The sequence below is a fragment of the uncultured Bacteroides sp. genome (assembly GCF_902491285.1).
Taxonomy (GTDB): Bacteria; Bacteroidota; Bacteroidia; order Bacteroidales; family Bacteroidaceae; genus Bacteroides.
Window position 1 is genome coordinate 1 of record NZ_CABUHK010000113.1, and the last position, 12640, is coordinate 12640.

Consider the following 12640-nt stretch of genomic DNA (forward strand, 5'->3'; position numbering starts at 1 on the left):
TAATAAAACATATCTTAAACACTTCTCTATTCAGAGAATAAACCGTACATTAGCAGAAACTTTAAAATAGAGTCACTATCATGACAAATAAGGATAATTATTGCGTGATCATGGGTGGCGGCATTGGAAGCCGCTTTTGGCCGTTTAGCCGCAAAACATTGCCCAAACAATTTTTAGATTTCTTCGGAATCGGTCGCTCACTCTTGCAACAGACTTTTGACCGCTTCCAAAAGGTTATTCCAACAGAAAATATTCTTATCGTTACCAACACAATGTATGCGGACTTAGTGAAGGAGCAATTGCCCGAAGTGAACGAAGAACAGATTCTACTGGAACCCGCTAGAAGAAATACCGCTCCATGCATCGCATGGGCTTCCTACCACATCAAAGCACTAAACCCAAACGCCAATATCGTAGTTGCCCCCTCGGATCACCTGATTTTAAAAGAGGACGAATTTCTTGCCGCTATTGAAAAAGGTCTGGATTTTGTTTCACGCTCGGAAAAACTACTCACTTTAGGAATCAAACCCAACCGTCCGGAAACCGGATACGGATATATACAAATCGATGAACCTGCCGGTGACAATTTCTATAAAGTAAAGACGTTCACCGAAAAACCGGAACTGGAATTAGCCAAAGTTTTTCTGGAAAGCGGGGAGTTCTATTGGAATTCCGGGTTGTTTATGTGGAATGTTAATTCTATCATCAAGGCAAGTGAGGAGTTATTGCCCGAACTGGCTTCCAAACTGGCACCCGGAAAGGATATTTATGCTACTGATGCGGAAAAGGCATTCATTGAAGAGAATTTTCCCGCATGTCCCAATGTATCCATTGATATAGGCATTATGGAAAAAGCGGATAATGTATATGTATCCTTAGGAGATTTCGGTTGGTCTGATCTTGGAACTTGGGGATCGCTTTATGATTTATCGGAAAGAGACATGGAAGGCAATGTTACGCTGAAGTGCCATTCACAGATCTATAACAGTAAAGATAATATGGTAGTGCTTCCAAAAGGGAAACTGGCCGTAATTGACGGATTGGAAGGATATCTGATAGCAGAATCGGACAACGTCCTGCTGATTTGCCGCAAAGATGAAGAACATGCTATCCGTAAATATGTGAATGATGCCCAAATGCAACTGGGCGATGATTTTATTTAATAGATTCAATGAAGGCCGGAACAAAAAAGAGACCGGATAAGATAATCACAAACTAATAAGTAAACGGTGAACCCCCTGCAAGTAATCATGCAGTTTGTTCACCGTTCTCTGTTTTTATAATCGAATAAAACTTTGTGTGTCCTAAATCAATCGGGCGTTCTTAGATAACCTCTATTCCCTGTTCCTTGCAAAGTTGCAATCCCAAGTCTTTCAATCTGAACTTCTGAATCTTGCCACTGCCCGTCATCGGAAATTCGTCCACAAAAAAGATATATTTCGGTATTTTATAACGGGATATCTTATTTCTACAGAAATCACGCACATCCTCTGCCTGCATCGTCACACCTTCATGCAGAATGATGAATGCCCCGACAGCCTCACCGTATTTTTTGGAGGGAATTCCTGCCACCTGGACATCTTTCACTCCTTCAAGTTTATAAAGGAATTCTTCGATTTCACGCGGATAAATATTCTCGCCGCCACGAATAATCATATCTTTGATACGTCCGGTAATCCGATAATTCCCGTCTTCGTCCTTTATACCCAAGTCACCGGAATGTAGGAAGTTGTTGGCATCGAGAACCTCGGCTGTCGCTTCAGGATTCTTATAATATCCTTTCATCGTGTTATAACCGCGATTGCACATCTCACCCTGCACGCCGACCGGGCATTCCTCGCCAGTCTCCGGATCGAGCACTTTCACTTCCGTGAATTCGAAATCACGGCCTACCGTATTACAACGTACTTCAAACGGGTCGTCAATACGGGTAGCCGTCATACCGGGAGCAGCTTCCGTCAATCCGTAGACACTGGTCACCTTCATATACATCTTCTCTTCCACTTGTTTCATCAGCTCAACCGGACAGAGAGAACCTGCCATAATACCTGTACGGAGACAAGACATATCAAAGAGGTCGAACATCGGGTGATGCAATTCGGCAATAAACATGGTCGGCACTCCATATAAAGCCGTACAACGCTCTTTATGAATAGAAGCCAGTACAACCAACGGGTCAAAACGCTCTACCATCACTTGCGTACAGCCATGAGTCAGACAGTTCATAGTAGCCAACACGACTCCAAAACAATGGAACAACGGCACACAGCAGCAGAGTTTGTCATCGGACGTAAACTTCATGTGCTCACCGGTCAGGAAACCATTATTGGCAATATTATAATGTGTCAGCATCACTCCCTTCGGAAAACCGGTAGTTCCTGATGTATACTGCATATTTACCACATCATGGCGGTCGACCTTACTTTTGAGTTCATTCAAACAGTCATCTTCCACGTTATCTCCCAGCAGCAGAATCTCAGCCGTGTTATACATTCCACGATGTTTTTCCTGCCCCACATACACTACATTCTTCATATATGGGAAACGTTCGCTCTTCAAATGTCCGCGTTCGCAGGTTTTCAGTTCGGGAAGCATGGTGTAGGTCATCTGTACGAAGTCACTATCCTTCTCACCATTCACGATGCAGAGGGTATGCATATCCGAGTCCTGGCAAAGATATTCCAGTTCGGCTTGCTTATAGTTCGTATTTACAGTAACATACACCGCCCCAATCTTGGCACAGGCATACAGTAATGTCAGCCAGTCGGGCACATTGGCCGCCCAGATGCCGACATGCGTACCCCGTTCCACACCAATGGCGATAAGCCCTTTTGCCATATCATCCACACGGCGGTTGAACTGGCTCCAGGTAAAACGGAGATTACGGTCGGAATATACGATATATTCTTTATCAGGAGTCTCTTCAGCCCAGTGTTCCAGCCACTGTCCCAAAGTACGGTCAAATAATTGCATGGAGTTTCTTTCTATACTTAATACTTTATTTAAATCGGTGTATAAATCACTGCCAGGATTTTAGCAGCCTGTCCCTCATAAGCGTGCACGTGGTGAGGAACGATGGAATCATAATAAATACTGTCGCCTTCTTCAAGCAGGTAGGTATTCTTGCCATAACTGATTTCCATGATACCTTCCATGACCATAATAAATTCTTCACCTTCATGAGAAGAAAGTACGAAGTCGGTATCTTCCGTCGGCATCACATCAATGATAAACGGCTCCATGTGACGGTCCGCTTTCGATTTGGAGAGAGAATGATACTCCATATGTTTGCGGGAATGAATCGCGTTATTGGAGAAGCTGATCGCATCTTTGGCCTCTTTCTTACGGCATACCACCGGCCCCACTTCATCCTGGTCGTCAAGGAACGTACCCAAACGTACCCCTAACACACGGGCAATCTTAATGAGCGGTGCAAGAGAAGGGATATCGATATTATTCTCGATACGCTCAACCTGTTCAATAGCCAGGCCGGAGCGCTGTGCCAATTCCTCTATGGTAATTGATTTATCCTCACGGAGAGCTTTAATTTTTTCGCCGACAATTTTACTGGTATCCATATTGTAAGTATTTTAGTTGTCAAAGGTGATAAATTATAATAATTAGGTTGCAAAAATAGCAAAATCTTTAGATGGACACAATTATAATCAAAGAAAATATGACTATCCGACAGAAAAAGAAGGAACTAAAAAAAGCCGTTACCCATAACGGGAAACGGCTTTCTAAACTTTTCGCAGCAAGTAGATTACTTACGCAAACCGAGTTCTTTAACGATAGCACGATATCTTTCGATATCTTTCGCTTTCAGGTAATCGAGCAAGCGACGACGCTTACCTACCAACATTGTTAAAGCTCTCTCTGTACTATAATCTTTTCTGTTGAGCTTCATGTGCTCAGTCAGGTGAGAAATACGGTAGGAAAACAAAGCTATCTGCGCTTCAGCTGAGCCAGTATCAGTGTTAGACTTCCCGTGCTTTCCGAAGATTTCTTGCTTTTTAGCAGCATCTAAATACATAATTCTTAGAATTTTAATATAGTAAATAATTCTTTTGAGCGTGCAAAGATAGGGATTATCTTTATATCCCACAACGATTTACAAGAAAAAATTGCCGTCATTGCATATATTTCTAATCCTTATTTCGTACCTTTGCAGCCAAATAATAGGTATTATATGCAAAATATTAGAAACATTGCAATCATTGCCCATGTCGACCATGGGAAAACAACGCTGGTTGACAAGATGCTATTGGCGGGAAATTTATTCCGCAACAACCAAAATAGTGGTGAACTTATCCTGGATAATAACGATTTGGAACGCGAACGTGGTATAACGATTCTTTCCAAAAACGTTTCCATCAACTACAACGGTACTAAAATTAATATTATTGATACTCCGGGACACAGCGACTTCGGTGGTGAAGTAGAACGTGTGTTGAACATGGCCGACGGTTGTATTCTGCTGGTAGACGCCTTCGAAGGTCCGATGCCTCAAACCCGTTTCGTCCTGCAGAAAGCATTGGAAATCGGCCTGAAGCCCATTGTGGTAGTTAACAAGGTAGATAAGCCCAACTGCCGCCCGGACGAAGTATACGAAATGGTTTTCGACCTGATGTTCAGTCTCAACGCAACAGAAGACCAGTTGGACTTCCCTGTTATTTATGGTTCTGCCAAAAATAACTGGATGAGTACAGACTGGCAACATCCGACCGACACCATTACTCCGCTGCTGGATTGTATCATCGAAAACATTCCCGCTCCGCAACAACTGGAAGGAACTCCGCAGATGCTGATTACTTCCCTGGACTATTCTTCCTATACGGGTCGTATTGCCGTAGGCCGTGTACATCGCGGTACTTTAAAGGAAGGCATGAACGTAACACTTGTAAAACGTAACGGCGATATATCCAAGAGTAAAATCAAGGAACTTCATGTTTTCGAAGGTTTAGGCCGCGCAAAGACAACGGAAGTTTCTTCCGGTGATATTTGCGCATTGGTAGGTATCGACGGGTTTGAAATCGGAGATACTGTATGCGACTTTGAAAATCCGGAAGCATTGCCGCCAATCGCAATCGACGAGCCGACCATGAGCATGCTGTTTGCTATCAACGACTCTCCTTTCTTCGGTAAAGATGGCAAGTTCGTGACTTCACGCCATATCCACGACCGCCTGACGAAAGAGCTCGACAAGAACCTTGCTCTCCGCGTAAGAAAGAGTGAAGAAGACGGTAAGTGGATTGTTTCAGGCCGTGGCGTACTCCATCTTTCTGTATTGATTGAAACAATGCGCCGTGAGGGATATGAATTGCAGGTAGGTCAGCCGCAGGTTATCTTCAAAGAAATCGATGGCGTGAAATGCGAGCCGATTGAAGAATTGACAATCAACGTGCCGGAAGAATATTCAAGCAAGATTATTGATATGGTCACCCGCCGCAAGGGTGAAATGGTGAAGATGGAGAATACAGGGGAACGTATTAACCTCGAATTCAATATGCCTTCACGCGGTATCATCGGATTGCGAACGAATGTACTGACTGCCTCGGCCGGTGAAGCTATCATGGCACACCGCTTCAAAGAATACCAGCCGCACAAGGGAGAAATCGAACGCCGCACAAATGGTTCTATGATTGCTATGGAGAGCGGAACTGCTTTCGCCTATGCTATCGACAAACTTCAGGACCGCGGCAAGTTCTTCATCTTCCCGCAGGACGAAGTGTATGCAGGACAGGTAGTAGGCGAGCACTCTCACGACAACGACCTGGTAATCAACGTTACCAAATCGAAGAAACTGACCAATATGCGTGCTTCCGGTTCAGATGACAAAGTCCGTCTGATTCCGCCTATCCAGTTCTCACTCGAAGAGGCACTGGAGTATATTAAGGAAGACGAATACGTGGAAGTTACTCCGAAAGCGATGCGCATGCGTAAAGTGATTCTGGATGAAATCGAACGTAAGCGTGCGAATAAGAACTAAACAATTCAAATATCATGATATTGAAACGGGGAACAGGCTATCTGCTCCCCGTTTCTTATTTAAAGAGAACCTACAACCAGTCCTTTAGCCGCATCGCACTTAACCTGATAGCTACGTCCTTTTACTGTTTTAAAAACCAACGTCTTATCCGCATACTTTATCACACAATTGCCCCCCGCACCGGAATGAACCGTAGCTTCCTTCAATTGATTATTCTCCCATACCATATCCACCTCAAAATTACCTTTTGCACAAATACCGCTGACAGACCCATTCTTCCATGCATCCGGCAAAGCAGGTAACAACTGGATAAAGCCCATATGACTTTGAAGCAGCATTTCGGTGACTCCCGCTGTTCCGCCAAAGTTTCCGTCAATCTGAAAAGGCGAATGCGTATCCCACAGATTATCCAGCGTTCCATTCTTCAACAAATTGCCAAACAAGGTATAAGCATGATTGCCGTCCTGTAAACGTGCCCATTGATTCAACTTCCACCCCATGCTCCAACCGGTAGCTCCGTCGCCACGATGCACCAATACCACTTTGGCAGCTTTTGCCAGTTCGGGAGTAGTGATTGGAGAAACCGTATGCCCCGGATGCAATCCGAACAGATGATTCACATGACGATGTTCGTCCTTCGGGTCATCAATATCCACCGACCACTCCATTAATTGCCCGTAACGGCCGATTTTATAAGGAACAAGATTTGCAAGCACGTGTTCCCATTGCTTACGTTCTTTTTTGTCTACACCCAACACTTTGCTTGCCTCAATAGCATCCAGCAGAATCTCACGTACCACAGCGTGGACAAAGGTAGCCCCTTGATCGATAGGGCCGTGCTCCGGTGAGGTGGATGGCGCCGCGGTATATGTACCATCCGGCTTATGCCATAAATAATCGACCGCAAAATCCGCACTGCTCTTTATCAGGTCATAACCCGTTTCTTTCAGAAATTTCAAGTCTCTCGTATAATCATAATATTCCCAAATATGAGTAGCCAGCCAAGGTCCCGCCATTGGATTGAAGTTCCACGACATATCCTGGCTTTCCAACGGAGTAGTAAAACCAAATATATTGCCGGAAATAGACGCTGTCCATCCCCTTGCTCCAAAATAAGATTGTGCAGTCTTCCCCCCCGGCTTTACCAGCGTACGGATAAAATCGACTAACGGAAGCACACACTCGTCCAGATTAGTCGAACAAGCAGGCCAGTAGTTCATCTGGATATTAATATTATTATGATAGTCCACACGCCACGGCCCGTCTACGTTATTATGCCAAATACCCTGCAGATTGGCCGGCATATTGCCCGGACGGGAACTGGAAATCAACAGATAACGTCCAAATTGATAATAGAGTTCTTCCAAGTAATAATCCGGCTGCCCTTTACGATAATTCCTCAAACGCTGGGGAGTAGGCAGATTGGCAGATTTTGCCGTAGGATTCAGATTCAATTTCACCCGATTAAATAAAGCGGCGTAATCATCATAATGCTGATTGAACAAAGCCGCATATCCTAATGAAACCGCATTATCCATCCATTGTTTTGTCGTCTCTTCCGGATTGACACCGACATACGTTTTCGGATCTTCAAAATCCGGATCAAAGTTTGGCTTATAATCTGTATCCGCAGTAATGTAGAATATGACTTCATCCGCTCCCTTCACTGTTAATTTCCCATCTGCATTTATTAACGCACCGCCTTTCGCCTCAGCTTGGATGCGGACAACATACTTCATCCCGTTATTATCCAAGGATGCGGAATAAACCAGACCATTACTGCCGTCAGCAGCCATGTTTCCCGTAGCCACAGGATTAGGAGCATAACTAAAAACCAAATTTTGCTTTCCCGGCTGATCGGCACTGAAACGTACCACCATCACATTAGCAGGATAGGAAATAAAATAATTACGCTGATAAGCCACTTTATCCTTCCTGAATTGCACGACTGCCATAGCAGAATCTACAGACAGGATACGCTTATAGTCGCTCATCCCGATAATATTCAATCCGGTTTCCACATAAAACTCTCCCATGGTAGTGAAGCTACCGAAACGGAAAGGATTTTCTCCGTCAGCTTCATAAGAAACTTCACTATTAAAGTTCTGCCGCGTCAGCAGTTCAGCTTTCTTCTGATCGCCTTCCGCAAATGCTTTCCGTATCTCATCTAAAATATGTGCCGATTGCTTATTGACATTCCAATAATAATCCGCACCTTTTGCCGTATTGGGACCACCACGCCATAATGTCTTTTCATTAAAAGTAATGCGTTCCGCTTCAACCGAGCCCATAATATTCGCGCCCAAACTGCCGTTACCAACAGGCAGCGATTGCGACTCCCAGGCGGCATCCGGATTGCGGGCACCATTTCCCGCTGTTATCGGCTTATCTTTACCTTTCCACATTTCTGGTCTTCCACCGTACCATACGGCGTGCCCTTGCAATGTATTAGGGGTATCAAACCAAACGGAAAGTCCTTTAGTGTAATCGGCTTCACCTGCATACACAAGAGAAAAAGCCCCAAAGGTACAAACTAACAGGGAATAAATCTTCTTCATTATCGTAGTGTTATTTCAAGATTAGTATACTTCTACAAAGGTAATAAAAAAGTACCACTTAAATAAAAAAAGGCGGTTCGAAATTCGAACCGCCTTCTGTGCAATATATCTAATATATAAATTAGAGTTTCGGACCAGCAGCAACCAAAGCCTTACCAGCTTCGTTACCTGTAAACTTAGCGAAGTTCTTGATGAAACGTCCAGCCAGGTCTTTTGCTTTTTCTTCCCATTTGCAAGCACATTCGTAAGTGTCGCGCGGGTCAAGGATTTTCGGATCAACACCCGGAAGTTCTGTCGGAACAACAAAGTCGAAGAAAGGAATAACCTTAGTCGGAGCTTTGTCGATAGAACCGTCAAGGATAGCGTCGATGATGCCACGAGTATCTTTGATAGAGATACGCTTGCCTGAACCATTCCAACCAGTGTTAACCAAGTATGCTTTAGCACCAGTCATTTCCATCTTCTTAACCAGTTCTTCTGCATATTTAGTCGGGTGCAATGACAAGAAAGCAGCACCGAAGCAAGCAGAGAATGTCGGAGTCGGTTCAGTGATACCACGTTCTGTACCAGCCAATTTAGCTGTAAATCCAGACAGGAAGTAGTACTGAGCTTGTTCCGGGTTCAGGATAGATACCGGAGGCAATACACCGAATGCGTCAGCGGACAAGAAGATAACTTGTTTAGCGTGAGGACCTTTAGAAACAGGCTTAACGATGTTTTCGATGTGGTAGATAGGATAAGAAACACGAGTGTTTTCTGTTACGCTCTTGTCAGTGAAGTCAATCTTACCGTTAGCGTCAACAGTTACGTTTTCAAGCAAAGCATCGCGTTTGATGGCGTTGTAGATATCCGGTTCGCTGTCTTTATCCAGGTTGATAACCTTAGCATAGCAACCACCTTCGTAGTTGAATACACCTTCGTTATCCCATCCGTGTTCGTCGTCACCGATCAACTTACGTTTCGGGTCAGTAGACAAAGTAGTCTTACCTGTACCGGACAGACCGAAGAAAATAGCAGAGCTGGTTCCTTCCATATCTGTGTTAGCAGAGCAGTGCATAGAAGCGATACCACGGAGCGGGTTCATGTAGTTCATGATAGAGAACATACCTTTCTTCATTTCACCACCATACCAAGTATTCAGGATAACTTGTTCTTTAGTCTTCAAGTTGAATACAGTAGCAGTTTCAGAGTTCAAGCCCAGTTCTTTGTAGTTGTCAACTTTAGCTTTAGAAGCGTTGAAACATACGAAATCAGGTTCTCCGTAGTTAGCAAGTTCTTCAGCAGTCGGGCGGATGAACATGTTAGTTACGAAGTGAGCCTGCCAAGCCACTTCCATAATGAAACGTACTTTCATACGAGTTGCTTCGTTAGCACCACAGAAAGTATCAACAACGAACAGACGTTTGCCTGACAATTGTTTTACAGCTTTAGCTTTCAAATCAGCCCAAGCTTCTTCAGTACAAGGTTTGTTGTCGTTTTTGTATTCGTCAGAAGTCCACCATACAGAATCAGCAGAAGCTTCATTCTTAACGAAGAATTTATCTTTAGGAGAACGACCGGTATAGATACCTGTCATTACATTAACAGCACCTAATTCAGTTACTTGACCTTTTTCAAAGCCTTCCAGACTCGGTTTTGTTTCTTCAGCGAACAAAACATCATAAGACGGGTTGTGCAAAATCTCGGTCACACCTGTGATACCGTACTTGCTTAAATCTAAATTTGCCATTTTCTTTGAATTAATTAAATTGGTATTTTGTTTTATTATCTCTTCACCTTTTGACTAAGAAGGGGATTGAGGAACGCCCCCTTGTAAATCCGGGTACAAAAGTAACACTTTCTTTGGAAAGCAAGAAGGGATTAGAGAAATTTTTCCCTAATTGAATCTCTTTTATAAATTCCTAACAATATCTGCAAACTGAATATTGCAATTTGAAAGATTATCGTTTACTTTGCAAGCCAGAACGTTCTCAATACGATGAAAATGAGATTAAATTATGATTAAACTATAATATGAAAGTAATTGATTTTAGCAAAACAAATTCGATTCTAAACCAGTACATATCCGAAATCAGAAATGTAGAAGTTCAGAATGACCGCCTGCGTTTCCGCCGCAATATCGAGCGTATCGGAGAGATCATGGCTTACGAAATGAGCAAAGAGTTTACGTACTCAGTAAAAAACATCCGGACACCACTGGGAACAGCCCCGGTCAGTACGCCGGACAACCAACTGGTCATCAGCACTATCCTGCGTGCCGGACTTCCCTTTCACCAGGGCTTTCTGAGCTATTTCGACGGAGCGGAAAATGCATTCGTTTCCGCCTATCGCAAATACAAGGATACACTGAAATTTGATATACATATAGAATATATCGCTTCACCGCGCATTGACGACAAGACATTGATTATCACCGACCCTATGCTGGCAACAGGCAGCAGTATGGAACTGAGTTACCAGGCTATGCTGACCAAAGGGCATCCCGCCGAAATCCATGTAGCTTCTATCATTGCCAGCCAACAAGCCATCGACCATATAAAGAATATATTTCCCGAGGATAAAACGACTATCTGGTGTGCGGCTATCGACCCTGAAATCAACGAACATTCTTACATTGTTCCCGGACTGGGCGATGCCGGCGACCTTGCCTACGGAGAAAAGGAATAAAAGAACACAACATAAGAACGGCTCTCTTCTTCGCGAAAAGAGCCGTTTCTTATGTGACAAATCGACCTAGTATACAAGAGTATGATTCACTTATTTCATTTCAGGCTTTTCTGTCACCTTGCGTCGCTCCATCCATAGTAAAACCATGACTCCGATCAACAACAGGGCCAATGCCGCATAAGCAATACTTTCGGTGACATGGATACTCTGCGGGTCGAACCACATTTCAATGGTATGTTCTCCGCCAGGCACGTTCATCGCACGCAAGATGTAATCCGCACGGGCAATATCCACCGGCTGTCCGTCGATCGTTGCCTGCCACCCCGGATAGTATATTTCAGAGAATACCACCACGCCGTCTTTAGGTGAGGAGGTCTTATAAATCAAACGGTTCGGCTCGTAGCTAGTCAGGCGGACAGTGGACAAAGAGTCCTTATAGCCTTCTGTCACACCTTTCAGTTGTTCCTTGAATTTCGCATCCACTATGGCAGTTTCCGTTGGAAGAATATCATTCAGGGCATCAATTTCCTCATTCGCATTATTCACATATTGTACTTTATCCACAAACCAGGCATTGCCATAAGCATACGGATTTTCAACAGGAACAGGTTGCCCCTGTTGTCCGGCAGGGAAGATAAAGTATTTCGTATTCAGCATATTCAGAACGCGGAACTTCGAAGCATCCACACTGTCCATCTCACCGCCGGCGGTAGCCACAGCCTGATAAGTAGCCTGCATCTCAGGGACGATATGGTGGTCTATCATTTCCTGATAACGACGCAGTTTGGCAGCATGATAGCCACCGACACTCTTATGCCAGTACGCCGTATTATTTTCATTAAACGTATTACCGGGGAAACCGACGAAGTTCAGCACACGGTAATCCAGGGTTGTATCCTGAAGAATTATTTCGTCTGCCTGAGTCTTAACGAATGCTTCCGCCTGTTTGGACTTCGGAACAAACAGGTCGTCATGCAAATAACGCTTGTTGACAGTCCACATATCTATCAGGCATAAAAGTGCAATACCTGCCAAAGCAAAAGTAGCTTTCAACTTCTTCTGCTGGTACAGGAATAAGAGGAAGCATCCTACAATGATAATGAAAAAGCTGCGCCATGCGTCCGAAGCAATGATTGCTTCGCGCATCTCCGTCAGATTTGTGACCACCGGAGTAAGATGCTCTGCCGGAAGTCCTTGTTGCAAAGCAGCCATCTCTTGTGTCGTAATGAAACCTGAGAAGAAAACACCGGGCGCAACAGCCAATATCAACGTAACACCGGCTGTAAGCACCAACGTCACAATCACCCCTGTGCGGTTCTCTTTCAACTTCAGAATTTCCGGTTTACTGAATATTTCCTTCAACGCAAAAACCGCCAACAAAGGAATGGTAAATTCAGCAATCACCAGAATGGAAGATACGGCACGG

9 protein-coding genes are annotated in these 12640 nt (G+C 44.1%); 3 read left to right on the plus strand and 6 right to left on the minus strand.

The annotated features are described in order from the left end of the window. The first annotated feature begins 80 nt into the window (after positions 1-80). The gene (locus tag RDN93_RS20075) at positions 81-1163 is read left to right on the plus strand and encodes a mannose-1-phosphate guanylyltransferase (RefSeq protein WP_308747132.1); all 1083 of its coding nucleotides are present in this window, start codon (positions 81-83) and stop codon (positions 1161-1163) included. Between the two features lie 160 nt (positions 1164-1323). Here the strand turns inward: RDN93_RS20075 and RDN93_RS20080 are convergent, their stop codons facing one another. From RDN93_RS20080 to rpsO, 3 genes are all read right to left on the minus strand, one after another. After that, entirely contained in the window at positions 1324-2973 is a 1650-nt protein-coding gene (locus RDN93_RS20080) for an AMP-binding protein (RefSeq protein ID WP_308747133.1), read from the minus strand. 29 nt (positions 2974-3002) lie between these two features. Beyond that, positions 3003-3578 (minus strand): XRE family transcriptional regulator, encoded by a 576-nt coding sequence (locus RDN93_RS20085; RefSeq protein ID WP_308747134.1) that lies wholly within the window; start codon positions 3576-3578, stop codon positions 3003-3005. Between the two features lie 185 nt (positions 3579-3763). Further along, on the minus strand, positions 3764-4033 hold the full coding sequence (gene rpsO / locus RDN93_RS20090) for a 30S ribosomal protein S15 (RefSeq protein WP_308747135.1): 270 nt from the start codon (positions 4031-4033) through the stop codon (positions 3764-3766). Positions 4034-4189: 156 nt separating this feature from the next. Between rpsO and typA the strand changes: the two genes are divergently transcribed. Beyond that, positions 4190-5989, plus strand: coding sequence for a translational GTPase TypA (gene typA, locus RDN93_RS20095; RefSeq protein WP_308747136.1), 1800 nt, complete (start codon positions 4190-4192; stop codon positions 5987-5989). A gap of 59 nt (positions 5990-6048) precedes the next feature. Here typA and RDN93_RS20100 read toward each other — a convergent pair whose 3' ends face one another. Beyond that, complete coding sequence (locus tag RDN93_RS20100; RefSeq protein WP_308747137.1) at positions 6049-8547, minus strand: glycoside hydrolase family 95 protein; 2499 nt, start codon at positions 8545-8547, stop codon at positions 6049-6051. Positions 8548-8668: 121 nt separating this feature from the next. Next, positions 8669-10276, minus strand: a complete 1608-nt coding sequence (pckA, locus tag RDN93_RS20105; protein WP_308747138.1) for a phosphoenolpyruvate carboxykinase (ATP) — start codon at positions 10274-10276, stop codon at positions 8669-8671. A 284-nt stretch (positions 10277-10560) separates the two neighbouring features. Here pckA and upp point away from each other — a divergent pair, with 284 nt between their 5' ends. Next, positions 10561-11214, plus strand: coding sequence for a uracil phosphoribosyltransferase (gene upp / locus RDN93_RS20110; protein ID WP_308747139.1), 654 nt, complete (start codon positions 10561-10563; stop codon positions 11212-11214). 90 nt (positions 11215-11304) lie between these two features. On the opposite strand, the gene RDN93_RS20115 is transcribed toward upp, so the two are convergent. Then, on the minus strand, positions 11305-12640 hold a 1336-nt coding region (locus RDN93_RS20115), incomplete at its 5' end, for a YfhO family protein (RefSeq protein WP_308747140.1).

Excerpts from the sequence above, each read along its gene's own strand:
- RDN93_RS20075 (WP_308747132.1), top strand. The coding sequence starts at position 81 with ATGACAAATAAGGATAATTATTGCGTGATCATGGGTGGCGGCATTGGA.
- RDN93_RS20080 (WP_308747133.1), bottom strand. The coding sequence starts at position 2,973 with ATGCAATTATTTGACCGTACTTTGGGACAGTGGCTGGAACACTGGGCT.
- RDN93_RS20085 (WP_308747134.1), bottom strand. The coding sequence starts at position 3,578 with ATGGATACCAGTAAAATTGTCGGCGAAAAAATTAAAGCTCTCCGTGAG.
- rpsO (WP_308747135.1), bottom strand. The coding sequence starts at position 4,033 with ATGTATTTAGATGCTGCTAAAAAGCAAGAAATCTTCGGAAAGCACGGG.
- typA (WP_308747136.1), top strand. The coding sequence starts at position 4,190 with ATGCAAAATATTAGAAACATTGCAATCATTGCCCATGTCGACCATGGG.
- RDN93_RS20100 (WP_308747137.1), bottom strand. The coding sequence starts at position 8,547 with ATGAAGAAGATTTATTCCCTGTTAGTTTGTACCTTTGGGGCTTTTTCT.
- pckA (WP_308747138.1), bottom strand. The coding sequence starts at position 10,276 with ATGGCAAATTTAGATTTAAGCAAGTACGGTATCACAGGTGTGACCGAG.
- upp (WP_308747139.1), top strand. The coding sequence starts at position 10,561 with ATGAAAGTAATTGATTTTAGCAAAACAAATTCGATTCTAAACCAGTAC.